The sequence below is a fragment of the Nocardia sp. CWNU-33 genome (genome assembly GCF_046764895.1).
Taxonomy (GTDB): Bacteria; Actinomycetota; Actinomycetes; order Mycobacteriales; family Mycobacteriaceae; genus Nocardia.
This window is the reverse complement of record NZ_JBKOQN010000053.1, coordinates 13,856-36,491: the sequence shown is the minus strand read 5'-3', so window position 1 is coordinate 36,491 and position 22,636 is coordinate 13,856. Positions and strand designations below refer to the sequence as shown.

Sequence of the window (22,636 nt, the reverse complement as noted above, 5' to 3'; positions counted from 1 at the left end):
GCACCGGCGGCGGCCAGCAGCGACACCGCACCGTAGGCGGCGGTGCGCAGGGTGGCCTTGTCCTGGTCGGTCAGGGTGATGGACATGTCGTGTACTCCTCGAAATCGGTTGTGGCAGCGACCCGAACCGTGTCGGTGCCGGTCGTTTTGTTCGATGGACACACTGTTGCCGGGCTGACTGACACCGACCTGACACACGCCTGACGCCTCCACTGACACCGCGATCGGCCCTAAACACGCCAGCTAACCCCGCTGGCGATCACGCGGCCCGAGATCGCTGTCGCTCAGGACATCCCGCAATGCCGCCTACCGCCGCGTTCGACGGACGAGACCGGCTGCGGCTCGAGACGTCCCATAATGCCGATTACAGCGCCAGAACTGGGTGAGCTCGTGCCTACCTGGATCATCTGCCGAGGACGCTCGGGTGTGGGAAGTATCCTCGCGGCTTGCGGTTCGCGATCTGATCTGCCCGTTCCGGGATGACCGCACCGATACCATTGCCGCGCAACAAAACTCGATTCTCGCCGAGGACTACCCTGGGCTGTACGAATTCGGTGAGGCACCGGAGTGGGCGCGATCGGCGGGCATGGTGGTGCTGTTCTTCGACGAGCTCGAGTACTCGGCCTTCGTCCGCGCGGTTGAGCACGATGAGTTCGCACGAGCGGTTTTCGCCTACCAGTAGGTGCGCCGGGTGTCACCGCGCCCAGGGTGCGGTGACCGGCGGCTGACCGGGGATCAGTCCCTGCCCGCCGATGGGCAGCACCACGATCGCCTCGAACGGTTCGGCGTTCGGGTTGGCCATGGCGAACTGCTGGTACGCGGGCAGGATGAGGGCGTCTCCCGCTGCGACGGTGAGGGTTTCGTCGCCCATAGTGACGATCATCGATCCCGAGAGCGCGATGAAGATCTCCTCGCGGTCCAGGGCATGCGGCGGGGCGTCGACGCCGGGTTTGATGCTGAGCCGCCAGGCACAGTTCTCGGTGGAACCGCGGCTGGGGGCGGCCAGGCCGACGAAGTCGGCGTGGTCGTTCTCGAATCGCGGGGCCTGGTCGGCGGTGATGAGCGGCATGGGTCTCTCCTGTGCGGTGTGAATGAGGTTGTGTACGTGGACTACTGAGCCCAGGGCGGGCTGACGCGATCGCCGCCGGGGGCCTGGGCGTACGCGCCGACCGGCAGCACCGCCACCGCCTCGAACGGCTCATCGCCCGGGACGCTCAGGTGAAAGACGGTGTGCGCGGGGATGACCAGGGCGTCCCCGGCGCAAAGCTCGCCGGTCTCGCCGTCGATGATCACCTGCGCCCGCCCGGAAAGCGCGATGAAGATCTCCTCACGCGACACCGCGTGTGCGTGACCGGGATTGCCCGCTTCGAGGGTGAATCGCCACACGCTGTTCTCGCTGGAACCCCGGCTGGGAGCGGCCAATCCGACGGCGGTCATGAGGGGGGCCCGGAAGGTGGGTGCGTCGGCGGATTTGATGAGTGGCATGCTCTACTCCTGATATTCAACCAAGGTGTTCAACTGTGGTGTACAACTTGAGTTGAACATATTGGAGCGAAGGGAGTCAAGTATGGATTTCGGCGTACTGCTCGGGCAGGCCTACCAGGGGTTCGTGCAGGAGTTGCACGCACACCTGGCCGGGCACGGACATCAGGTGCTGGGCGCGTCGTACGGGTACGTGCTGCGCACACTCGCGGACAACGCGCTCACCGCGAGCCAATTGGGCGAGCACCTGGGGATTACCGCGCAGGGTGCGGCCAAGGTGGTGGATGAGATGGTCCGGCAGGGTTATATCGAGCGCCGCGCCGACCCGAATGACAAGCGTGCCAAACTGCTGCATCTGTCCGAGCGCGGGCGCGACATGCTCGACACCGTCCGGACCTTCCACGCGGACTACGAGCGGAGATTGACCGCACGGGTGGGCGCGGATCAGATCGCCGCCGTGCGGGCGGTGCTCGGCGAGATCATCGACGCCGCAACCGATTCCACTACCGCACGCGCCTTCCGGCCGCTGTGAGCCGAGCTATTGCATCACACCCGTTCCGGTTCGAGCGTGCCGGGCTCCTGCGATTGGCGAGCACAGCTTGCGAGGTTCGAAACTCTCTCCGCGGCAGTTGGAATCAAAGATCCACATCTACGGCGGGGCTCGCGCTGCCCCAGTAATACGACGACCCACGCCGCGAGATCTTTTGGGAGGGCGGAACAGTTGTGATCACGATCGAGCTCGCCCCCGACGCTGTGAGCGTGTCCCTCGTGAATCCGCGCTATTGCGTCTGGGCGAACGACGGGAAAGACGAGAATTACTGCGATGATCTCGACCCGGCCGAGTAGCCGCGGCCGTACCTGAATTTCGCAAAATTCGCACTCTCATGCCGCTGGGCGGGCGGTCGGCGAACGTCCGCATCTGCCGATTATCGTGCAGATTGATCTGCCGTGGTTTCCGAATGGTCCACGGCGTTGGGACCAGACAATTGGTGTCATGACCGACGTCCCCGAGTAGGAGAAGGACCAGGAGGAACCTGAGTTCTGACAGACCCATTTATTCGACGGACACGCGTGCGAGCGGTCTGCTCATCAGGCGGATCGCCAACAGAGCAATCCAAATGCCGCTGGCAATGATCCCAATCCGTTCAATGAGCCCTGTCGGTCCCCCGTCTACCAATTTGGCGGTGAGAACGAAGGCGACATAGGAGGTGGCGACCAGCAGGCCAGTGGCAACCGAATACCGGGACCAGCCGCGACTTTCGAGCGCCTCATCGCGCCGTGCCAGCACGAAGCAAGCGGCAATCAGCGAAGTGAACTGAAGCAGACCAAGGAGACTATGAATGGCGCCGTGAATGGTTAGCGCGCTCGACGCTCCTGGTGGGTAACCTAGCGACGGGTCGGGAAGGATGGGCCCGATGGCGATGAAGGTGAGGCCGTAGATGCCGAGCAGGATGGGGCCCCAGGTGGAACCATGTCCTGTACGCAGAAGCAGCCTCATCCCGATGACAAAAGCGAGCAGGAGCGTTCCGGTGACGATGTAGTTGGTTATTTGCATCCACCCACCAGGCCCCAGTTCGAGGTTGCTGTCGGGGACTATCCAGGCGTTGTAGCCAGGGCGTATGGCCCCAAGGATGAGAATGACAACAATGTTGAGCAGCGGAGCAATGACACCGCAAGCCAGCAGCAGTTTCATCGCGGCGGACTGCTTTCCAGTACTTTGTGCTGAGGTTTGGGCGGTCTGTGGCTTCGCAGGGCCGGGGGTGTTGGTCACGACACCTGTCCTCTCGTCGTCGATCGGGGCGAGGGTTCGAGTTGCGTTCGGCTCGCCGACCGCACCCGAGGTGAACACCACTATCGACCGATCGGTCACCCCGGAGATTGGAAAAATGTTCCCCAGGCCCGGTACCGATCCAGGGCGATGACAGGCAGATTGTCCGCGTGCAGCGCCCCCGGTGTGCGGTCCGCGAAGATCGCCACATCCCGGCACAGATGAGCCTGATCGGTGTACCCACACCCCGCCGCGACGTCGGCGGCGGGCCGGCCCGCCAGCAAACCGACGACCGCGCACCGGAATCGGACCAGCATCGCCGCCCGCTTGGGTGTCAGACCGATCTGGGATTCGAACCTCGCCCACAGCCGTTTACGGCTCCATCCGAGGTATTCGGCGAGCTCGCCGACCTTCACCTGGCCACCGGAGGCGAGTATGCGATGCCAGGCGGCGATCACCTCGGGATCCGGCGTCCGCATCGGTTCGAACTGTGCCAGAAACGATTTCGTCAGTGCGAACCGTTCCTCCCAGGTCCCGGCGTCCGCGAGTTGCTCCCGCAGTCGCCGAACCTCGGATCCCCACAGCTCCTCCAACGGGACAACGCCACGGCCCAGATCGGTTGCGGCAATACCCAACAGGGAGTGCGCCCGGATCGGCGACAAGCGAACCTCCACGCACTCGGCCTGCCTGCTACGAATGCGCATGGCCGCCATGGGAAGTCCCACGACGAAACCGCCCAATGCCTGCCGCCCACCAGCGTCGTCGACAATCAGTTCGCGACCCCCGAACTCGATCACCACGGCGACCGCCGTCGTCGCGGCAACCCGCAAGTCCAACCCAGCGCCACCCACATCGCGGTATCCGATGATCGCGGCACCCGACGGCGCGGCAGCGGACGGACCCGCGAAATCCCAACCCACACCAGTCCCGCAGCCGGTATCCGCAACTCCCACCCGGTCCAGGCTACGGAAACGTGAAAACCCCTGCGCAGCACCCACACGCAACATTGCGATGATAGTCGGGCACGTTCAGAGGAGGGTTGTCCAAAGGTCTCGGTGGTCCGGCTTCCACGCATACACCCGCACATGCTGCGCCACACCTTCGTCACGACCATGCTCGACGCAGGTGTCGACCTACGCGACGTCCAGATCGCCGCTCGCCATGCCGACCCTCGCACCACCATGCGCTACGACCGTGCTCGAACCAACCTCGACCGGCACGCCAACTACATCCTGGCCGCCTACATGGCCTCGGGCACATGACAACTCAACGCACGACATTGGATTGATCTTCCTCAACAGCTGGATTCTCGACGTTGGTGATCTCCCGCCGCGCTGCTCGCGCAGACCCCTGGCGAGCCCGGCGAGGGGCTGCTCGCGTTTCCGGACGCGGACGGGCGGCTTCGGCTCGACCCGGACGACGCCCGCGCGAAGCTCTACGGCGACGTCGAGGAATCGGTGGCCACGCGTGCGGTGGAGTTGCTGCGTCCGGAACCTCCGTCGATCTTCGCCGCCACGCCCGCTCGCGTGAGCTGGCGGGACACGCCGTCGATCTACCTGCGCGGGCAGCAGGACCGGACCATCGCGACGCCACTGCCGGACCGCTTCGCCGCGCGCTGCTCTCGTGCGGAGACCTGGGAGACCAGCCACTCTCCCTACCTCAGCCGCCCAGCCGCCGTGGGTGATCTCATCCAGCGGCAGCGAGCACGCGCGGCCAGCTGAGCGCCGGTCACTGGTCCGGCAACGCCGGACGGTATCGGGCCCGGGTGCGGCGGTGCGGCGGATCGAACCAGCCGACGCGGGGCAAGCGAAGGTCAACTGGCCCTGCCGATCCGAGGCCGGCGGAACGCACCATATTGCCGCGTGGCGCGCGTTCTCGAACGTCCGCAACTGCCGATTATCGAGTGGCGGGCACCGATCGGACGTCGGTATCGTAGGTAAGCGCTCGGCGGTAGGGGGCCATGGGAGGAGGGCGCGTATGCCCACGGTGCGGCGGTTCTGGATCGAATTCGATCTGGGGAGCGGACGATTCTTTTGGCCGCGTCTGAGCCAGGGCGTCGGTGTGACCGGATTCGACGAGCGGGACTGCTTGTCGATGGTGGCGGATCTGTTACCCGACGACACAGAGCTACCCCCCATGCGCCACATCACCGTCGACGTCTCACTCGCCGAGGAACTTCCGGTGAACCCTCCCACTCTCGGAGTCCCCGTGTGGCGCGGCATCTGGTATCCGCCCAGCAACCTCTGGACCGGGCCGATGTGGCGTCCCCGAGGCGTCGGCCGAAATCCTGCCGCACCCGACTCCAGCCCGGAACGCCTCACGGATTCACCCACACAGCCGGGGGCCAGCATGCGCCCCGACCCACTTCCGGAGTGGTGGGACGAAATCCCGCATGTCGATAGTCTGCTTTGGCCGGTCGGCAAGATGCCCTACACCCATCTGGGCGATCAGATGTGGCGTTACGCACCAGAACTGCGCTTCGCCATCATCAACGAACCGAGCTACGGGGACATGGTGCGCGAAGCCCTCGACTACGTGATCGCGCGAAGCCCGGCACCGAGCGATTGGTTCGACCCGAACACGACCACGTTCCTCGATCAACAGCAGCAGGACGAATACCTGCGAACCTTCCGCGACTACTTGTTCGGACACCACCCATACCCGATCTACCCTCCCCGCAAACGGCTTCCACCCGACGCGGAAACCACACCATCCGACAAATGAGCACGAGCCTCGAGGGCTCCGAACAACCTGTAATGCCGCTGCGCGCGCGTTGGTCAGCTGATCAGATGGCCTGGCTGACAGGGGCTTCCGACGTCCGATCGTCGGCGGGGTGACCACGCTATCTGTCACCGTTCTTCCATCGTTGCTGTCACCAGTCCGCTCGTTTCCCGACCGAGGCGCCGTGACTACATCGGAAGCCGAAGCTCAACGCGCGCTACTGATCCAGATGATCGAAACCTTCCAGGAAGTCGGCTGACCGTGCTGTGCTTCCGAGGCGAGGAACGCCGGCGCGCGTGTTGGGTGACTCGGCAGCTACCGCGAGGCTGGGGCAGGAGCCGGCCGCTGAGGACGGGACGGTTGGTGAGGTCATCCTCAGAGATGCCGACGCCGAGGTTCTCTGCAAGCCTGTAGAACATTCCGCGGGTCCCCAAGGGGCCCTATTCGTATTCTTCGGGTCGGGCGCCGAGTGCCTGGATCTCGGGGTCGAAGCGGTGCGGGTCGCTGCCTGTCCGTGCGAGGCTGCTGTCCGTGGTGCTGAGTCCGGTGATGAGGTGGCCGTTCTCGGCGTATTGGAACACCGCTCCCGGTTTTCCGGTGGCGCGCAGCTCCAGTGCCGCGGTTCCGATCGAGGCGCGCAGCACCAGTCCTCGGTCGTAGATGGATTTCCAACTACCGTGCTCCCACACCCAGGCCCAGCTTCGGTAATGCCCTGCGCTGACCACATATCCGTCGGATGCGTAGAGAAGGCCGCCCAGCTCGTAGTGGAAGTCATCCGGCCCGCGCATCGCCACGGTGGTTTGGTCGACGCCCATCCGCTCCAATAGCTCCCGGGCGTTGATCTGACGGGCGAAGGTGAGGCCGACCAACGGCTGATCCGTGTCGTACAGCCACTCAAGGCCACCGGTCGTGGTGTTCACGACGCCCTTGGTTCGTTGATCGCGATCAAGGTCGGGAAACACAGTCCATGATCATGAAACCAGGCGTCGTCATCAACTGAAGCAGTCACAGCGGCTGACACTTCCATGAGCCACCGACATCCATGGCCGGGCCCGCCCGGGACCGTCGTCTAGTAGCGACGACCACTCCGGCGGACAAGCCGGTTCCACGCGCCGGGCTGTTGCGGGACTCGATGGAAGTCCAACATCCGGAAATGCCGCATATCGTGCTGTTCGAACCGGCCACGATGCGGCGACCTGACCCCTACGGCTGTCGCCGAATCGACGCCGGCCAGCCCCTCGAAAAGGCCGGGCCGTGCCTGGTGACAGCGACCATGGGCTGAACTTGCCGCGGCCAGGAAAGACGCTCGAACGCTGCACATCCGCCACTCCGGGTGCCGCCGAGGTGACCGCGCTTCCGACAGTCGGGGATCCGAGCGGCGGGTGAGGCGATGGCTGGGCCCGGGGGGGCGGTCACTTATAGTATCAGCTGGTGAAAACTGGAATGTGCTCTGTCGCAGGCGCTCTCGTCTTCGCTGCAATGTCCGTCGCGGCTCCCACTGTCTCGGCCCTCCCCACCGGCTCCGCCGGGAGTGGGGACGACCGAGAAGTGGTGATCATCGAAGGCACCCTGGAGCTGAGCAACCTGGACTCGTGCTGGGCTAGTGGTTTCCCGCATGACATACGCTTCGAAAACCGCAGTAAGCGCAATTTCCTGGTCTACGCATCCAACGATTGCACAGGTGAGCCCACTGCGACCGTGGCTCCGGGTGGATTCGCGACGCATTACGGCTGGTCGGGCGTGGCGGCCAGGTAAGAAGCGGTCGAACGCGCAAGGAGCAAGCTCCGAACGAAACTGGTTTCGTTCGGAGCTTGCGTTGCAATAAAACGCGTCGCTCAGTCTGGTACGCCACCACCGGTGCTCAAACATTTTCAACGGCTACGGAGGTCCACAACCATGCAGGCATCGCAGGATCCTGCTTCCCCGACAGCTGGGCCCACTGGGCCCGGTGCCGCAGATTCTCCCAGGGCAATGCTGGAGCAAATAGTGGACTCGATTGGTGGACGAGCCGGTGCAGCAACAGTTTTCGGCGAACCGATCACCGCCGACGGCATCACCATCATCCCCGTTGCGCGCGCGGGCTTCGGATTCGGTGGCGGGGGCGACAGTGTCGGCGGCGGCATCGAGGTACGCCCGCTGGGCTACATCGAAATCAGTCACGGCGGCGCGCGCTACCACCCGATCCGTGATGCATGGGGCCATGTCATCGTGCCGCTGACCGCGATCGCTGCCGGACTCGCTGCGCCGTGGATGATCCGCTCGGCGATCAAATTTCGCCGCACTATTCATCGATAACACCGCTGGACCTGAACATGGGTGGCGACTGGGCAGGCGTGGCGGAATCGTTCGAGCTGTTCGACTCCTGATCAGCTCAGTGAGACCGGTAGCGATTGCAGCCCGCGGAAGGACAGCCCCGATCGCCATATCTGTTCTCCCGCAGGCGTTATGGCAGGGAACCGGGCCAGCAGGCGCGGGAAGAGTTCGGCGCCCTCCATGCGGGCCAGATGTGCGCCGAGGCAGAAGTGGATGCCCGAGCCGAACGCGAGATTCGGGGAGCCGGAGCGGGTGAGATCGAGTCGGTCGGGATCGGAAAAGCGATCCGGATCGCGATTGGCCGCGCCGAGCAGCATGAGGATGACGCGGCCGGGCTCGCATTCGATACCCGCCACGGTCGTCGGCTCCAGGACGGTGCGGCCGTCGGTCTGCACGGGGGCGTCGTAGCGCAGCAGCTCCTCGACCGCGCCGAGGGCGAGTTCCGGTCTGCTGCGCAGGAGTTCGCGTTGATCCGGAAAAGCCAGAAGGGCGGCGAGGCCGTTGCCTATGAGGTTGGTGGTGGTTTCGAATCCGGCGGTGAACAGCAGGATAGCGCTGCCGACACATTCGTCGTCGTCGAGCCCGTCCGCCCCGCGCGCGGTGGCGAGGCGGCTGAGCAGATCATCGGCCGGGCGGCGGCGTTTGGCCGCGAGCAAATCGGCGAAGTATGCGGCCAGTTCGTCCTCGGCGACGGCGGAGCGGGCGACGGCCGCGGCGTCCGAGCTCGGCTCCAGTGGCGCGAGCATGTCGCGAATCAATGGCGCGGCGGCGGCGCGTTCGCCCTCGGGTACGCCGAGCAGGTCTCCGATGACGCCGACCGGAAGGGGAAGCGCCAGTTCGGAAATGATGTCGACGGTGTCGTACTCGGCCAAGCCGTCGAGCAATGTCTCGATCTGCGTGACTACGGCGGCACGCAGTTCCTCCACGTGACGTCCGGTGAAAGCGGAGGACACCAGCCGACGCAGCCGCGTGTGATCCGGCGGATTGCGAAACAGCATTGTCCGGCGGAAGCGGTACGCGGCCCGCTGCCGCAATTCCTCGGGAATCGGCGAGAGCCGGAATCCGAGCGACTCGTCGGCCTTGCCGATCACCCGATTACGTAGCACGGCATCACAATCCGCGTATCGGGAGAGCACGAGTGTGCGACCGCCGGTAATCAATACCGGGGCCAGTTCCCGCAATCGCCGATAGCCGTCATAGGGTCCCGCGGCGCCGAAGTCGGTGAGCAGCACCTCTGCCAGGAGCTGTCCCGCCGAGGATGGCGGCCGATCGGTAGCGGTCATCGCGCACGCTCCTTGTCCGACAGCGCGGCTAATCTGTTGACACACCATGCACAGTTGTTAACAGACAGGTTCGGTCCGCGAACGCGGCATGTCAAGACCCATCGGACAGACACCCGGCCGGTCACATCGAAGCGCCGGGACCAATCAGCCCGCGCACCAGCGCCGTCACCACCTCGCGACTCTCGGCGACATCATCGAAATCGATATTCACCCGCGGCGTCAGCGCGACCGAGGCAACGAAGCGCGTGAGCATCTCAGCCGCCCGGGCGGCCCGCTCCGGCGGCACACTCCACTCGATCATCTGGCTGGCGAACCACCGGCTCGACGCCTGCAGCAGCGGCCCGGCCTCCAGCGTCAAATACGGCAGCAGCGCCGGTTCGGCCACCAGAAGTTTGCGCAGCAGAACACTATTCCGCAGGTAGGCAATGGTGTGCAGGATATTGCGTGCGGCACCCTCGACCGCGTCGCCGGGCTGCGGCAACCGATGCAGTTCGGCATAGAACCGGAACAGCTCGCGGGCCAGCAGGTCGCGTACGACCGCGTCCCGGTTCTCGTAGTGACGATAGAGCAGTACCCGGGAAATGCCCGCCTCGGCAGCCAGCTGTGACATCGAGGTCGCCGAGACGCCCTGGGCCACCACCAAACGCCATGCGGTGTCCAGGATCTGATTCTTGCGATCCTCCGCGGGCGGGTCCGCCGCCACCGGACCCCACGGGGTCATCGGCACCGACACGGTTCACCTCCGGTTGACATCACACTGCGCCGAACCCATGCTATTCCATTACAGATCACACAGGACTGTTAACAATGGAGGACCCCGCGTGGCACGCGTGCTGATCGAGGACTACCCGCACCGCCTCGGCGGCCACTGCGGCTCCGGGGCCCTGCGCGACCTCATCGAATGGGCTGGACTCGGCTGGAACGGCCCGCCCAGTGAGGCGCTGGTCTTCGGCATGGGCGGCGGGCCGAGTTTCCAATACCTGCAGATCCCCGGCCTCATGCCACCGCTCTACTTCGTCGGCCGCACGGCCGATATGGAGCTGGATCTGTGCGCCCGCCTCGGCATCGACACCCGCCGCGACCAGACCGACGATCCTGCCCTCGCCTGGTCATGGGTCACCGGCGAACTCGACGCGGGCCGGCCGGTCATGGTCTGGGCAGACATCATGGAACTCCCCTACCTGCGCGTCCGACTCTCCAATACCCGCCACGACATCGTCGTCATCGGCTACGACACCGACGCCGAGATCGCCTATATCGTCGACAACGACCGCGACGACGTACAGACGGTCCCCCTACAGGCACTCGCGAAAGCCCGCTACTCCAGCGGCTTTCCAGACCCCAACCGCCACGCCACTTACCCGATGCACTTCCCGGACCGGCTCCCCGACCTGCTCCTCGCCGCCCGCGACGCCGCAACGGCCACCGTCGCGAACCTGCACGGTAAGACCGAGGAACCGATCGGAGCGGCCGAAACGTCCCTCCCGCCCGGCTCCACCCGCACCCTCGGCCTGGCCGGCGTCGAGAAGTTCTGCCACGACGTCGCCCGATGGCCCGCGGACCTCACCCCCGACGAACTCGGCATCGCATTGCGCACCGTCCGCATCTTCGTGGAGAAGGCAGGCACCGGCGGCGGCTTCTTCCGCCGCCTGCAATCCGACTTCTGCAAGGAAGTCGCAGACCTGACCGGCGACAAGCCTTTCCGCGCAGCCGCCGACGCCTACCGCGACTGCGCCGACATCTGGAGCCGCTTCGCCGCGCTCGCCACCACCGACTCCCCCGACCACAACGACCTGGCAGCCTGCATAGCCGACCTACCTGCGGCCGAACACCGCGCCGCCGACGCCCTGTCCCTGGCCACCGCACCCTGAGACGATCGCCACGACGAGCGTGCACTCAGCGCGCCGACTACGACGTGGCACCGAAATGCCTACTGCCACAGACTCGGTCACCCCTGCAGAAGGTCTGCAGTCTAGATCCGTTTGATTGTCGCGAACCAGGCCGGTGCGCCGTCGTCGTGGAATCTCGTGTGAATCCGGTCGGGTTCGATTGCGGCGACATTCCATCCATTGCCGGGGTTGAACGCCGCCCTCAGCTCGTCCCGACCGACGGGGTGCGGGCCGGTATCGGGACCATCGTCACTGAAGCACAACACATACAGGGTTCCGTTGTGCTCGGTCGCCGACGCCAGGCTCGCCACGTATCCGGGTCGCTCGTCGCCGTCGAAGGTGTGGAACAGTCCGCAATCCAGCACCGTTTCGAACCTGCGCCCCAATCGCTCCAACTGGAACGCGTCAGCCGCAGCGAACTCGACCTCGATCCCACGGTCCTGCGCCTTCTCCCGGGCGATCGCCAGTGCCGTCTCGGCCACGTCGACGCCCAGCACCGACAATCCCAGCGAGGCGACGTGCAGAGCGTTCTCGCCGGTCCCGCAGCCCGCATCGAGCACCGCTCCGGCGAATCCGCCATCGGATGCCACCCGCTCTATTGCCGGCTGCGGCCGACCGATATCCCAAGGCGCAGGACCGTCGTGGTACGACGCATCCCAGGACAGTCCCGCCAGCCGCTCGTGACTGGTTGGGTGCCGATCACCGAACGGATCGTCAGCAAGGGTTCCTGATCGCTCCGACAACTTCGTCCCCTTCCTGCAGAGTTAGGCCTGGTCGGTACGGGCGGCATTGCCGGCTGCCGCGGAGCCGCCGTTCAGAGTCAGCGTACGGGCTTGTTGATAGGGGCAGCAGGCTGTTTCGAAGGCAGCTGCGGTGGCGAGTAGGCGTGCGGGGTCGTTGTCGAGCAGAGCCGTGGCTCGGTCGACGATCGCGCCGGCGATCGGGTTACCGGCCACCACGGTTCGAGCCGTGGCGAGGTAGCCACGGGCATCCGGATGACCGGCGAGCGCCGCGGCTTCGGCACGTAGTGCGAAGTACCAATGCCGCCACACCCAGATGACCTGCTCGTCCATCTCGTCGGGCTCGGCTGATAGTGCTGCCAAGGCTCGGTCGGCCTGTCCGTGGTGAAGCAGGACGATGGCGTCGAACACGGCGCTGTAGGCGGCCTTCTGCTCGGGTGTCACACCGAGTTCGTCGACGATGGCCAGCCACTCGGCTCGCGCCGCGTCGTCACCGCGCAGGCCGTGGACCAGCGCCACCGCAGCCGCTGCCGTGGCGAGGTTGGGCGCGTGCAGGCGTCCGGAGAGCTCCCACGCGTCGATGAACCGTCTGCTGCCGGCGAGCACATTGTCGACATTGCCCGCCAGCGCATCCGCCACCAGCAGCCGCGATGTCGCGAAGTCACCCCGTTCGGCCAGCAACGGCAAGTCGCGAAGCTGCTCACCCCATCGGCGAGCCCCCGCCAAATCACCCGCCCCGATGCAGGTCTCGGACGCCTCGGAGAGCGCGTTGACCCGCTCGAGCGCGCTGGCCGGTGTCATCGGAACCGCAGCGAGCAGCTCGACTCGCCGATGGGTTGTTGCCGCGGTGGCGAAGGGATCTCCCGCCCAGCACTGGGCCGCGGCGAGCGCGTCGAGGGCCGCACTGTGGGCCAGTGGATCGCCGGTCCGGTCGGCCAGGTCGACTGCCCGCTCGGCGAGCGCGATCGCCTCGGGCACACCGTGATTCGAGTCGACGGCGTCGACGAGAACACCGCACTCGGCCAGGGCTACCGCGGCCTCGGCGGCCGGGTCGTCGCCGGCCAGCTCGCGTGCCTGCGACAGCAGCGCCGCGGCCTCGCCCGAGGGCGGCGACTGGGAGAATGTGTCGGCCATCCGATAGACAGTGATTGCGGCCGTGGCCAGGTCGCGGGCGGCGCGGGCCGTATCTCCGGCACTACGTGCGGTGTCCGCGGCGGCGCGGTACAAGCGGTACATGTCCTCGCCGCGCATTCGACAACCGGCCACCACCGCGGCGTTCCGAAGCGCCGATGCCGCGACGACCGGGTCGTCGGTGAGCGACGCCGCCTGTTCGTACCGCTGCTGAGACTCGCCGACCAGATTCCGGGTGAAGGTCAGCTGAGCCAGGGCCAGTGCCAGGTCGTGCGCGTCGGCACGGTGATCGGACTGTTCCGCTGCCCAGGCCAGGGCTGCCCGGATGTCGTCGACTGCGGCCTCGAACCTCTTGCGCCAGTCGCCGCTGGCGGGCAGCGATTCCTCGGCCAACGCGGCGGCGGCCGTCGAGCACCAGCGCAGGTGGCGCGCAAGCATTTCGCGGAGCTCACTGTGCGCGATGAGTTGCTCGGTCTCGTACTGGCGGATTGTCTGCAAGGCTCGGTAGCGAGTGCCGCCCGAGGAAGCCACGGCGGTCAGCAGGCTCTGCTCGGCGAGCCGAGCCAGGCCATCCGCGACCGCGTTCGGCTCCAGCGGTGGATATCCGGCCACCTCGGCGGCGTCCGCGGCGGTGAAGGGCGAGACGAGGACCGAGATGCGCCGGAGCAGGCACCGGTCCGAGGTGGTGAGCAGGGCCTGGCTCCAGTCGAGCATGGCCCGCACAGACTGGTGCCGCTCGTCGGCACGACGTCCACCGACCAACAGCCGCAGCGGATCGGCGAGGCTCGCGGTGAGACCGTCGAGACCGAGCGTGGGCAGCCGGGCGGCCGCAAGCTCGATTGCCAGAGCGAGCCCGTCGAGCCGCTGGCAGACCTCATCGACCCGGTCCAATTGCCCCGGATCTACGGGCCAGCCCAGGGCAGCGGCTCGTTCCAAGAACAGCGCAATGGCGTCCGCCGCGGCGGCGTCGCCGTCGAGGGACAGCGGGGGAACCGGATAGACCTGCTCGAAGGGCACCATGAGCCTGGCCCGGCTGGTGGCCAGTACGGTCACGCGCGTGCAGCGAGCGAGCAGGCGCTCGATGAAGGGCACCGCGCCATCGAGGAGGTGCTCGCAGTTGTCGAGCACAAGCAGGACCTGGCGATCGGCGAGGGCGGTCAGCACCGAATCGTCGAGGCTGCGGCCCTGTTGCTCACCGAGGCCGAGAGCACTGGCCACCGCGGATCCGACCATCGCCGGATCCGTGACCGGCACGAGGTCCACGAACCAGACGCCGTCCGCGAAATCACCGGCCAGGTCCGCAGCGACGGCCAACGCCAGTCGGGTCTTGCCGACCCCGCCGGGACCGAGGGCCGTCACGTGACGGTGCGCGGAAACGGCCTCGCGCAGTGCGATGCGCTCCTGGGCTCGGCCGACGAACGACGTCAACGGCGAGGGAAGGGCGACCATCGTCTCGCTCGTCCGCTCCGCGCGGGCGAGCTTGACCGCGTGGGCAGCGAGCGCCCGCCTGTCGGGGACACCGACCTTGCGCAGCAGCGAGGACACATGGGTCTCCACGGTGCGCACCGAGATGAACAGCTGCGCGCCGATCTCGGCATTGCTGCAATGTTCCCCGACCAGGGTCAGGACCTCGGCCTCCCGGTCGGAGATCCCGGCGGCAACCTTCTGCTGTGACACTTGCCCATCTTCGCGCACCGGTCTCTTCCCGTCGCGCGGGCATAGCTACGTACTCATTCAGTGGAACGTTCCGTGCTCGACACGGATGTGACGCCGCCGAGCCGTGCCTACCGTAATTGCCATGGACGCAAGACGAACGGTTCAACGGCGAAGTCGCCATCCGAGTGATCGGACTGTCGATTCCCGGCCTTCCCGTTCGCCGTCACCCCCGACCACACCCACGACATCAGGACTGATCATGACTGCCGCTTCCACCTGGGGAATCAAGACCGTGCTGTATCCCGTTTCCGACCTGGCAACGGCCAAGAGGGTGTACACCGCCCTGCTCGGCCTACCACCGCAGACCGACGGAACCTACTACGTCGGCTTCGAGACCGAAGGCCAGCACATCGGGCTGGTGCCGGGCGGTGGACCGCAGGGCATGACCGCACCGGTGGCGTACTGGCACGTGTCCGACATCGAGGCGAAGCTGGCCGAGGTAACCGCTGCGGGCGCCACCGTGAAAGAGCCCGTGCGCGACGTCGGTGAGGGCCGTCGGGTGGCCACCGTCATCGATCTCGATGGCAATGTCCTAGGGCTGCTTCAGGACCGGTGAGTGCCGCCCTCGGCGCTGCTGCCGCCGATCGCCGGCACCAACGTCTACAACTAACTCAACGCTCCCACCCGGCAGGTCGCCCGGGCTACTGATGCCCAGCATCAAGATCATCCCCAGCAAACTGACACGAAGGAAACCAGCAATGAATGCTCAGAAGTCCACCACCCGCACAACCGCGAAAAGCAAGACTTCCGTGGGTTTCACGGAGGAGGAGCGTGCCGCGATGAAGGAGCACGCCCAGGAGTTGAAGACGGCCGCGCGCCGCGGCTCGCGGGCATCGAAGGCGGACGGGGAGACCGACGTGCTCGCGAAGATCGCCGAGATGGCGGAATCCGATCGTGTCCTGGCCGAGCGGGTCCATGCCATCGTCAAAGCCAGCGCACCGGACTTGTCGCCCAAGCTCTGGTACGGGATGCCCTCGTATGCCAGGGACGGCAAGGTGGTGTGCTTCTTCCAGAGCGCGGAGAAGTTCAAAGCGCGGTACGCGACATTCGGGTTCAACGACACCGCGAACCTCGACGACGGCACCATGTGGCCGACCGCTTTCGCGTTGACGACATTGAGTGCCGCCGACGAGGCACGGCTCGGCGAGCTCGTCAAAAAAGCGGCGGGCTGAGGGCTATGCCTGCCACTGCACCCAGTGGCAGGCCAGCCTGCGTCTGCGCACTGCAGGAGTGCCGATCAACTATCGGCACTCCTGTTTTCAGGGTGCGCCGAACCAGCCGGAGAGCGCTTCCCGCAGCGCGAGCGCGGCGGTATCGGCAGGTTCGTCGATCGTTGCGGCCCAGGCGATGTGGGCATCCGGGCGGATCAGTAGGGCGTCGGCCGGTCGGTCATCAGTTTTCGCGGTGCGGATTTCGATCCGATGCTGCCAGTCTCCGGCGATCTCGCGGAGCTCAGGGCGATCGGCGAGGTCGAGGAGGATGGGCCGTGCGGTGTGCATGAGTTTCGCGACGCTGGTGACGCCCTGGTCGGTGTGCAGGGTGAGGTCGGGTGCGAAGGTGCCGGTCAAGGCGTGGTGGTCGGAGCCCGGCATCGGATAGCGAATGTCGGCGTGACCGACCAGGGCGCCCATGCGGCGCAATGCCGGCTCGTCGAGGAGCAGTTCCTGGAAGACTTCCCGCAGTGCCTCAGCGGCCAGGTCCTGTCCGCGCCGCAGTGCCACCTGGGCTCGGGTCTGCTTCAGTGCACGTGCGCCGGCGAAGTGGCGCTCGTCGTGATATGTGTCCAGCAGGCCGGCCGGCGCCCAGCCGTGGATATCGGCGCCCAGCTTCCAGGCAAGGTTGACCGCGTCGAGCATGCCGACATTGAGCGCCGTGCCGGTGGCGGGAAGCAGGTGGGCCGCATCGCCGGCCAGCATGATCCGCCCATCGCGGTATCGTTCGACCTGCCGATCCTTGAAGGTGTAGCGCGACAGCCGAATTGGTTCTCCCAAGGGGAGATCCGCGCCGAGCACGCGGCGAGCACTGTCCGCGAGCTCGGTCAGGGTCAGCGGCTCGTCATCGTCGTATTCGGTGGACTCGTCTTCGGTGGTCTGCATCGACAGCATCCCGTCCATGACCGCGAACGCGAACACACCGCGGTCTGTTCGGGTGAAACCCGCACGGACCCTGCCCAGCCCGGGGACCTCGATATCGCCGTTATCGAGCACAGTCACCGAGTCGTGCACGGTGACCTGGCCCAGCCGGTTGACCTCCGGATAGGTGATGCCAGGGAAGGGGATGCCTGCCATGTCGCGGATCCGGCTGCGCCCGCCGTCGCAGCCCACCAGGTATCGGGCGGTCACCCGGTAGGGCCCGTCGGGCCCGCGCACCTCCGCGGTCACCGTGGCATCGTCCTGGCTCACCCCGACCACCTCGTGTCCGCGACGGACCTCGGCGCCGAGTTCGCGGGCGCGTTCGTCGAGCAGTCGCTCGATTTCGCGCTGTGGCAACGGCAACGCCCGCATCGGGGGATCTACCAGTTGCGTGAGGTCCAAATACACATTGCCGAACGGGAATCGGGGAGCCACGTTGGGGTCGCTGCTGGCGGCTTCGAATCGGTCCAGAATGCCTCGGTAGCGCAGCAAGTCCAGAATTCGCCCGCCGATACCGCTGGCCTTCGGGGTGTCTCGCGGCTCCGGCTGCCGCTCCAGTACCAACGATCGCACTCCGGCCAGGCGTAGCTCACCGGCCAGCATCAGGCCGCTCGGGCCCGCGCCCACGATGATTACGTCGATGTCCGTCACTCGTTACTCCCATTTCCGCAGGTTCTGGCTTCGGCGGACGAGTATGCCGCACAACCCGGGCCTTGCCGCAAGCCCGCCAGTGCGCTATATGTTGGGAGTGGAAAGGACTATGTGCTCTCCTTTTCCGTTATCGCCCGCACTGGACGGGCAACCTCCTCGCTGAGCAGCGGCTTGCCGCGTACGTCGGCACAGTCAGGTCTCTAAGAGCCTCCGGACGCAGCCGCGGTCCGAGAAGTTCTTCGCACCTTTGGATGGGGCATTCGCCTGACCGCTGGTAGGGCCGTCAGAGAAGCCGAGCCCGTCCGACGCGAGTCGTTCGCAACTTGTCGTGGGGCAGCTATCGAGTTTCAGCCGCGACGGATGAACTGCGCCTCACTCAGCGACTTACGAAATCCTTCTCGAAGCGCGACGCGGTGAGCGAAGCGCCTTTACGAGACCTCAGCGCATGCTCGTGACGTGATCCACAGCGGATCGGGCCTAACCCCCAGCCGTTAGTTCGCCGGACGATCGGGCATCAGCCGGTTGTGGAGTCGCTGTCGTATCCGCCGAACGCCGGGGGCCTGTGATCCCGGTAGCAGCGGGCCTGGATATCTGCTCCGTAGATCGCCCACAGAGCCCTTCGCGACGTCTGCTTCCAATTGCTGGAAATCGGTGCGGATTCGGCTGTCCAGACGGTACGGATCCGACGAGAGGCGATAACCGACGATTCGTCGAAGCCGGGCGAGCTCCGCGCGCACCGTCACTGTTTTTCCGGCGTTCCCGTACAGCTCTTCGGCCAATGCCGCCGCAGTCAATCCATCAGGGTTGGCGAGCAGGAGCACCACCAGCTCGCTGTGCCGGAGACTGAGCTCATGGACGACCCCATCCATCCACAGTTCGGCGCGGTTACGGCCCAGCGAGGTCACGTGTGGGGCTTGCCGGCCGGCAGCGTGGTCCGGCAGGGCATAGACGGAGAACGGTCCGCCCAGCGAGAGTCGTTCGACAACGACCCTACGTCCATCGGGTAATTCGGTTTCGCCCTCTATCACCGGTACCGGCCAGATAGCAGGCAGCCAACTCGACGGAGCGGCATCCAACAACCGCCCCTCTTGCGAGATCAAAGCACAGTGGCCGCCGACACGATTGAGGACGCGGTCGCGGTAGCGGGTGAGTATCTCGGCATGACGTTGCCGGGCGAGATCACGCAGATGCGCCTCCGCGAGTCGCGCTGCCGTGGTAACCAGCGGCAGCGCAAGCGAATTCATGTTGCGGAGCTTGCAGGTGACGTCGACGACACCGATCACCGCACCACTGACCGGGTCTCTGATGGGTGCCGCGGTGCAGGTGAAGTCCGCGGCAACCGACAGGTAGTGCTCGGTTCCGCGGACTTGGAAGGGTCTGCTGAGGGCCAGGGCCGTGCCGACACCATTGGTACCGGCTTCGGCTTCGTGCCATCGTGCTCCTGGGACAAGGTTTGCTCGTTCCGCCACCCGGCGAGTCGTGGAATCACCCTGGACCCACAGCAGATGGCCGTCGGCGTCGCCACCGAACAACACGTGCCCCGGCTCGAACGCCGCACTCTCCAGGCTCGCGAACAGTATCGGCCACACCGAAGCCATCTGATGGTCCCTGCGCCAGGTCCGGACCTCGTCTTCGGCCAAACCGACCTCGGGCAGATGCCGGTCCGGATGCAGACCTCGACGTTGTGCACGATCCCATGAGGCGCGCACGTCTGCACGTATCAAATGCGTCTGCCCTGTCACCAAATGCGTTCGCCTCGTGGTATTCCGGTCGATTCGGAGAGGTCCCGCCGGCCGCCGTGTCATGGCGTTCATCGGGCTCGAAACAAGAGTAAGCACGTCACCATAACTCTGACAACGGGTTGCCTCTCGCTGCAACGTTGATGCAACCCCTGGTCTCCACCTTGGCCTTGCGACTGCAGGCACGCCATCGTGTGGAAGCACTTCTTCTCACGAACTGGAGGTCGTTGATGCCTTACCTGGAACTGCCTGATGGTGTGCCGATGTACTACGAGGATCACGGTGCCGGTCGTCCCGTCGTGCTTATTCACGGCTGGACGATGAACACCACCTTCTGGGCACAGAACGTGCCTGCGTTGTCGGAGGGGAATCGGGTGATCAATGTCGATCTTCGTGGGCACGGTGCCTCCGGGAAAACCGACGACGGCCACACCTTGGCGCAGTACGCGCGTGACATCCGTAGCCTGCTCCAGCATCTCGCGCTCGAGGACGTGTCCCTGGTGGGGTGGTCGATGGGCACCGCGGTGATCCTCGCCTACATCCAACAATTCGGGTGTGCGCAGCTGCGGTCGGTGACCTTCGTAGATCAGTCACCGCGTTTCCTCGACTCGGCGGGGTGGGAGTTCCCGCTGCAAGGTGGCTACTCCCAGAGCGACCTCGCCGTGTTCGTGCAGGCGGTGAAGCACGCCCGCCCGTCGGTGGTCAAGCCGTTCATAGCCGCCTGCTTCGCCGAAACACCGCCCGACGAGGTGATCGACGCCATATATGCGGAGACGACGAAGATGTCGACGTCGGCGGCATGTGCCATTTGGTACGACATGGCCTTCGCGGACTTCCGGTCGGTCCTGCCCGAGGTGACCGTGCCCGCACTGCTGATCTACGGCGCGCGCAGCAAAATCTTCCCCGGTCCACTCGAAGAATGGCTCGCAGGGCAACTTCCGGCTGCGAAGGCAGTGCGGTTCGAGCACAGCGGTCATGCGCCGTTCTCCGAGGAACCGGAGCGCTTCAACGAAGTTCTCTCCGATTTCCTTTGAAGAGCCGGCACAAGACAAATTCCGGCGGCGATCCTGTCCTTCCCGGCGGCACGGTCGGCAAAACGTCCCTCGGTAAGGGCGTGTCCCGCACGATCGCCTCGGGGAATGCGCCATGCTCGGTGGCGGTGCCGATGAGAGCCGTCGGCTGCACGCGAGTGCTACCTCGGCCAGGCCGACGACGGATTCTGTTGCGCACTAATCCCATTCGCGGACCTCGGCGACAGGGCGAGCGTAGGGGACCTGAAAGTCCACGGAACCCGGGCATGCCCTCGGTGAGCAGGCCGTAGCGGTCTATGCACCAGAATCGCGACCGCGCCTGGTCACGGCCGTGCCCATCGCACGGTCTCGACATCGCGGAGTTGGTCGGCGATGCCGATGCCGGCTGTGCCCCCACCGAGCAAGACGATCCGATGCTCGGTCAGCGGGGCACGGCCGGCGGATTCCGTTGTTCGAGGTTGACGCATTCGAACAGCAGCGTGATGAGCACGCCGCCGAGCACCATCAGTGCGGCGCCGGCCCACCCATCGCAACCGGATCAACCCTGCGCTTGCCTGTCGAGTCCGTGGCACCAGGCGCACCTAACCCCCTGTCGAACTGAGCAAAGGCCAAACCCGATGGACCACATACCGTTCGGGGATTCTCCGGTATCCCGTTGCGTCTTCTATCGGCGGGTATGCGATCTGCCCGCGACCATCGATCCGCCGAGCCTGGGGCGCATCATCATGAAAGCCACACACGTCTGGGCACTGACGATGCCCGCACCACTGGGCCAGTCGGTCAAACACGACATGGGCCGACGCGGAGCCGCCATCGGTCCGATCCTGTCGCATCCCCGGTCGAACCGGTGGACCTTCTTGATCCGACCCGATGTACCCGACGATGTGCCGCTGTTCGCTGATCTGTTCCGCCACAACGCATCTGTGATCCGGGATGGAGGCACCGTGGCGTTGCCGTCACCGACTATCCAATCCGGAGCCATCAGGCAATGGATCGAACCACCACGCGACACTTTCCGGCCCTCCGGCCTCCTCGTCATCGAGTCCGTTCGCGCATGCGTGGGACCGGGCCGGGCTGTGTCGCATGTCTGACGACAACCGGCGATAGTGGGCAATCAGGATCGAGATGGGCAGCCGATTGCGAGAATTGGAGTCATGTCGACAGGGGTTGTTTCAACGCTGGTTACGGGCCTGCTACCACTACTCGGCGCGGGGCTCGGCTCATCGGCAACGCTTATGGTGCAACGGAGTTCGGCGCGTGCAGCGAAGCTCAAGTTCCGCGCGGAGAGTCGCCTTGCCCGCAGAGAGGAGGTGAAGTCAGCGATCATCGACTACTTCGAGACAACGCAGCGACTGCAGGGAGAACTCGATATCCGCGAGCGCGGCGGTACCCCCGCCGACATGAAGCCACTGATCGAGAGCGTCTGGCTAGCAGAGAAGCGGGTCGAGATTATCTGTTCAGACGCTTTGCGGGACCGCGTAGTTGCTCATGCCCGGGGATTGCACGACGCCGTTCGAGACCCGGTCACCTACCCTGACTGGTGGGCTCATTGCTCGTCGCTGCAATCCGACCTCCTCGCAGAAGCAAAGGCAGAGCTGAAACCAACGCACGATTGGTGAATGCGTTCAGGGCGCAACCTGGAGAAACTGGCCCACGACGGGCCGGCCGAGCGCCGCGCTGATTACGGCAGGGCGGGGCGGCCGAAGACTCGGTATCGCTGGAAGGGCTGAGCGCCCGTCCCAGGTGTCAGTTGCCGGGCATGCGGTCGCCAGATGCCACGGACGGGACAGCCCGCGCACCCGCCGGTCGCCCCAGCCGGGCAGGCATGTGCTCGTAACCGTGCAGGGTGGACAGGCCGCGGCGGCGTGGTTCGCACTGCCAGCGCAAGAGCTGGCTCGAGTAATGAGCGAATCAAGGCCGATGATGTTGGGGCCAATCCCGCGAAGGCGGATACGAGAATGCTTGCGCAACACCCCCGTCCGCAGCAAGGTCGACTCACCCGTCAGCCCGCCGACGATCACCCCGACACACTGGGTCGCTC

At 65.7% G+C, this 22,636-nt stretch carries 27 protein-coding genes; 14 read left to right on the top strand and 13 right to left on the bottom strand.

Going from position 1 to position 22,636, the window contains the following annotated elements:
- Window positions 1–423: 423 nt before the first annotated feature.
- Window positions 424–681, top strand: a complete 258-nt coding sequence (locus ACLMAL_RS36815) for a hypothetical protein (protein WP_412003286.1) — start codon at window positions 424–426, stop codon at window positions 679–681.
- Window positions 682–693: 12 nt separating this feature from the next.
- On the opposite strand, the gene ACLMAL_RS36810 is transcribed toward ACLMAL_RS36815, so the two are convergent.
- Both ACLMAL_RS36810 and ACLMAL_RS36805 read right to left on the bottom strand, forming a co-directional pair.
- Window positions 694–1,068 (bottom strand): cupin domain-containing protein, encoded by a 375-nt coding sequence (locus ACLMAL_RS36810; RefSeq protein WP_412003285.1) that lies wholly within the window; start codon window positions 1,066–1,068, stop codon window positions 694–696.
- Between the two features lie 41 nt (window positions 1,069–1,109).
- Complete coding sequence (locus ACLMAL_RS36805; RefSeq protein ID WP_153809249.1) at window positions 1,110–1,484, bottom strand: cupin domain-containing protein; 375 nt, start codon at window positions 1,482–1,484, stop codon at window positions 1,110–1,112.
- An 82-nt stretch (window positions 1,485–1,566) separates the two neighbouring features.
- On the opposite strand from ACLMAL_RS36805, the gene ACLMAL_RS36800 reads away from it, so the two are divergent.
- Entirely contained in the window at window positions 1,567–2,013 is a 447-nt protein-coding gene (locus tag ACLMAL_RS36800) for a MarR family winged helix-turn-helix transcriptional regulator (protein ID WP_412003284.1), read from the top strand.
- A 191-nt stretch (window positions 2,014–2,204) separates the two neighbouring features.
- Window positions 2,205–2,327 (top strand): hypothetical protein, encoded by a 123-nt coding sequence (locus ACLMAL_RS36795; RefSeq protein ID WP_412003283.1) that lies wholly within the window; start codon window positions 2,205–2,207, stop codon window positions 2,325–2,327.
- A gap of 208 nt (window positions 2,328–2,535) precedes the next feature.
- Here ACLMAL_RS36795 and ACLMAL_RS36790 read toward each other — a convergent pair whose 3' ends face one another.
- Both ACLMAL_RS36790 and ACLMAL_RS36785 read right to left on the bottom strand, forming a co-directional pair.
- Window positions 2,536–3,351: a DUF998 domain-containing protein gene (locus tag ACLMAL_RS36790; protein ID WP_412003282.1), complete on the bottom strand. Its 816-nt coding sequence runs from the start codon at window positions 3,349–3,351 to the stop codon at window positions 2,536–2,538.
- Window positions 3,348–4,202 (bottom strand): helix-turn-helix domain-containing protein, encoded by an 855-nt coding sequence (locus tag ACLMAL_RS36785; RefSeq protein ID WP_412003281.1) that lies wholly within the window; start codon window positions 4,200–4,202, stop codon window positions 3,348–3,350. Before ACLMAL_RS36785 ends, ACLMAL_RS36790 begins: the two co-directional genes overlap by 4 nt.
- A gap of 102 nt (window positions 4,203–4,304) precedes the next feature.
- Between ACLMAL_RS36785 and ACLMAL_RS36780 the strand changes: the two genes are divergently transcribed.
- The 3 genes from ACLMAL_RS36780 (at window position 4,305) to ACLMAL_RS36770 (ending at window position 5,973) form a co-directional block, all read left to right on the top strand.
- On the top strand, window positions 4,305–4,511 hold the full coding sequence (locus ACLMAL_RS36780; RefSeq protein WP_412003280.1) for a tyrosine-type recombinase/integrase: 207 nt from the start codon (window positions 4,305–4,307) through the stop codon (window positions 4,509–4,511).
- Between the two features lie 195 nt (window positions 4,512–4,706).
- Window positions 4,707–4,970 carry a hypothetical protein gene (locus ACLMAL_RS36775; protein WP_412003279.1) on the top strand — a complete coding sequence of 88 codons (264 nt, stop codon included), beginning with the start codon at window positions 4,707–4,709 and terminating at the stop codon, window positions 4,968–4,970.
- Between the two features lie 256 nt (window positions 4,971–5,226).
- On the top strand, window positions 5,227–5,973 hold the full coding sequence (locus tag ACLMAL_RS36770; RefSeq protein WP_412003278.1) for a hypothetical protein: 747 nt from the start codon (window positions 5,227–5,229) through the stop codon (window positions 5,971–5,973).
- 437 nt (window positions 5,974–6,410) lie between these two features.
- On the opposite strand, the gene ACLMAL_RS36765 is transcribed toward ACLMAL_RS36770, so the two are convergent.
- Window positions 6,411–6,890 carry a DUF6461 domain-containing protein gene (locus ACLMAL_RS36765; protein WP_412003277.1) on the bottom strand — a complete coding sequence of 160 codons (480 nt, stop codon included), beginning with the start codon at window positions 6,888–6,890 and terminating at the stop codon, window positions 6,411–6,413.
- Window positions 6,891–7,401: 511 nt separating this feature from the next.
- On the opposite strand from ACLMAL_RS36765, the gene ACLMAL_RS36760 reads away from it, so the two are divergent.
- Window positions 7,402–7,725 (top strand): hypothetical protein, encoded by a 324-nt coding sequence (locus ACLMAL_RS36760; RefSeq protein WP_412003276.1) that lies wholly within the window; start codon window positions 7,402–7,404, stop codon window positions 7,723–7,725.
- A gap of 231 nt (window positions 7,726–7,956) precedes the next feature.
- Window positions 7,957–8,265, top strand: a complete 309-nt coding sequence (locus ACLMAL_RS36755; protein WP_412003275.1) for a spore germination protein GerW family protein — start codon at window positions 7,957–7,959, stop codon at window positions 8,263–8,265.
- A 71-nt stretch (window positions 8,266–8,336) separates the two neighbouring features.
- Here ACLMAL_RS36755 and ACLMAL_RS36750 read toward each other — a convergent pair whose 3' ends face one another.
- Together ACLMAL_RS36750 and ACLMAL_RS36745 are read right to left on the bottom strand one after the other, a co-directional pair.
- A complete protein-coding gene (locus ACLMAL_RS36750; protein ID WP_412003274.1) occupies window positions 8,337–9,566 on the bottom strand; it encodes a cytochrome P450 in 1,230 nt (409 codons plus the stop codon).
- 121 nt (window positions 9,567–9,687) lie between these two features.
- Complete coding sequence (locus ACLMAL_RS36745) at window positions 9,688–10,299, bottom strand: TetR/AcrR family transcriptional regulator (protein ID WP_412003273.1); 612 nt, start codon at window positions 10,297–10,299, stop codon at window positions 9,688–9,690.
- An 88-nt stretch (window positions 10,300–10,387) separates the two neighbouring features.
- Between ACLMAL_RS36745 and ACLMAL_RS36740 the strand changes: the two genes are divergently transcribed.
- Entirely contained in the window at window positions 10,388–11,437 is a 1,050-nt protein-coding gene (locus ACLMAL_RS36740; RefSeq protein WP_412003272.1) for a BtrH N-terminal domain-containing protein, read from the top strand.
- 101 nt (window positions 11,438–11,538) lie between these two features.
- Here the strand turns inward: ACLMAL_RS36740 and ACLMAL_RS36735 are convergent, their stop codons facing one another.
- Entirely contained in the window at window positions 11,539–12,198 is a 660-nt protein-coding gene (locus tag ACLMAL_RS36735) for a class I SAM-dependent methyltransferase (protein ID WP_412003271.1), read from the bottom strand.
- Between the two features lie 21 nt (window positions 12,199–12,219).
- Entirely contained in the window at window positions 12,220–15,003 is a 2,784-nt protein-coding gene (locus ACLMAL_RS36730) for a LuxR C-terminal-related transcriptional regulator (RefSeq protein WP_412003270.1), read from the bottom strand.
- 238 nt (window positions 15,004–15,241) lie between these two features.
- Here ACLMAL_RS36730 and ACLMAL_RS36725 point away from each other — a divergent pair, with 238 nt between their 5' ends.
- Both ACLMAL_RS36725 and ACLMAL_RS36720 read left to right on the top strand, forming a co-directional pair.
- The gene (locus ACLMAL_RS36725) at window positions 15,242–15,598 is read left to right on the top strand and encodes a VOC family protein (RefSeq protein WP_412003269.1); all 357 of its coding nucleotides are present in this window, start codon (window positions 15,242–15,244) and stop codon (window positions 15,596–15,598) included.
- Between the two features lie 142 nt (window positions 15,599–15,740).
- On the top strand, window positions 15,741–16,214 hold the full coding sequence (locus ACLMAL_RS36720; RefSeq protein WP_328410852.1) for a DUF1801 domain-containing protein: 474 nt from the start codon (window positions 15,741–15,743) through the stop codon (window positions 16,212–16,214).
- A gap of 87 nt (window positions 16,215–16,301) precedes the next feature.
- Here the strand turns inward: ACLMAL_RS36720 and ACLMAL_RS36715 are convergent, their stop codons facing one another.
- Both ACLMAL_RS36715 and ACLMAL_RS36710 read right to left on the bottom strand, forming a co-directional pair.
- Window positions 16,302–17,825: an FAD-dependent monooxygenase gene (locus ACLMAL_RS36715; RefSeq protein WP_412003268.1), complete on the bottom strand. Its 1,524-nt coding sequence runs from the start codon at window positions 17,823–17,825 to the stop codon at window positions 16,302–16,304.
- A 491-nt stretch (window positions 17,826–18,316) separates the two neighbouring features.
- Window positions 18,317–19,567: a GAF domain-containing protein gene (locus ACLMAL_RS36710; RefSeq protein WP_412003267.1), complete on the bottom strand. Its 1,251-nt coding sequence runs from the start codon at window positions 19,565–19,567 to the stop codon at window positions 18,317–18,319.
- A 227-nt stretch (window positions 19,568–19,794) separates the two neighbouring features.
- On the opposite strand from ACLMAL_RS36710, the gene ACLMAL_RS36705 reads away from it, so the two are divergent.
- Complete coding sequence (locus ACLMAL_RS36705; RefSeq protein ID WP_412003266.1) at window positions 19,795–20,598, top strand: alpha/beta fold hydrolase; 804 nt, start codon at window positions 19,795–19,797, stop codon at window positions 20,596–20,598.
- Here the strand turns inward: ACLMAL_RS36705 and ACLMAL_RS36700 are convergent.
- Window positions 20,570–20,950 (bottom strand): malic enzyme-like NAD(P)-binding protein, encoded by a 381-nt coding sequence (locus tag ACLMAL_RS36700; RefSeq protein WP_412003265.1) that lies wholly within the window; start codon window positions 20,948–20,950, stop codon window positions 20,570–20,572. The genes ACLMAL_RS36705 and ACLMAL_RS36700 overlap by 29 nt on opposite strands.
- Window positions 20,919–21,062 (bottom strand): malic enzyme-like NAD(P)-binding protein, encoded by a 144-nt coding sequence (locus ACLMAL_RS36695; RefSeq protein WP_412003264.1) that lies wholly within the window; start codon window positions 21,060–21,062, stop codon window positions 20,919–20,921. The genes ACLMAL_RS36700 and ACLMAL_RS36695 overlap by 32 nt, the downstream gene beginning before the upstream one ends.
- Before the next feature lie 150 nt (window positions 21,063–21,212).
- Between ACLMAL_RS36695 and ACLMAL_RS36690 the strand changes: the two genes are divergently transcribed.
- Window positions 21,213–21,686, top strand: coding sequence for a DNA-directed RNA polymerase subunit beta (locus ACLMAL_RS36690; RefSeq protein ID WP_412003263.1), 474 nt, complete (start codon window positions 21,213–21,215; stop codon window positions 21,684–21,686).
- 63 nt (window positions 21,687–21,749) lie between these two features.
- Window positions 21,750–22,214, top strand: coding sequence for a hypothetical protein (locus tag ACLMAL_RS36685; RefSeq protein WP_328410842.1), 465 nt, complete (start codon window positions 21,750–21,752; stop codon window positions 22,212–22,214).
- The last annotated feature ends 422 nt before the right edge of the window (window positions 22,215–22,636 follow it).

Excerpts from the sequence above, each read along its gene's own strand:
- ACLMAL_RS36770 (WP_412003278.1), top strand. The coding sequence starts at position 5,227 with ATGCCCACGGTGCGGCGGTTCTGGATCGAATTCGATCTGGGGAGCGGA.
- ACLMAL_RS36810 (WP_412003285.1), bottom strand. The coding sequence starts at position 1,068 with ATGCCGCTCATCACCGCCGACCAGGCCCCGCGATTCGAGAACGACCAC.
- ACLMAL_RS36705 (WP_412003266.1), top strand. The coding sequence starts at position 19,795 with ATGCCTTACCTGGAACTGCCTGATGGTGTGCCGATGTACTACGAGGAT.
- ACLMAL_RS36695 (WP_412003264.1), bottom strand. The coding sequence starts at position 21,062 with ATGCGTCAACCTCGAACAACGGAATCCGCCGGCCGTGCCCCGCTGACC.
- ACLMAL_RS36685 (WP_328410842.1), top strand. The coding sequence starts at position 21,750 with ATGTCGACAGGGGTTGTTTCAACGCTGGTTACGGGCCTGCTACCACTA.
- ACLMAL_RS36750 (WP_412003274.1), bottom strand. The coding sequence starts at position 9,566 with ATGACCGCTACCGATCGGCCGCCATCCTCGGCGGGACAGCTCCTGGCA.
- ACLMAL_RS36690 (WP_412003263.1), top strand. The coding sequence starts at position 21,213 with ATGGACCACATACCGTTCGGGGATTCTCCGGTATCCCGTTGCGTCTTC.
- ACLMAL_RS36700 (WP_412003265.1), bottom strand. The coding sequence starts at position 20,950 with ATGTCGAGACCGTGCGATGGGCACGGCCGTGACCAGGCGCGGTCGCGA.
- ACLMAL_RS36725 (WP_412003269.1), top strand. The coding sequence starts at position 15,242 with ATGACTGCCGCTTCCACCTGGGGAATCAAGACCGTGCTGTATCCCGTT.
- ACLMAL_RS36805 (WP_153809249.1), bottom strand. The coding sequence starts at position 1,484 with ATGCCACTCATCAAATCCGCCGACGCACCCACCTTCCGGGCCCCCCTC.
- ACLMAL_RS36800 (WP_412003284.1), top strand. The coding sequence starts at position 1,567 with ATGGATTTCGGCGTACTGCTCGGGCAGGCCTACCAGGGGTTCGTGCAG.
- ACLMAL_RS36720 (WP_328410852.1), top strand. The coding sequence starts at position 15,741 with ATGAATGCTCAGAAGTCCACCACCCGCACAACCGCGAAAAGCAAGACT.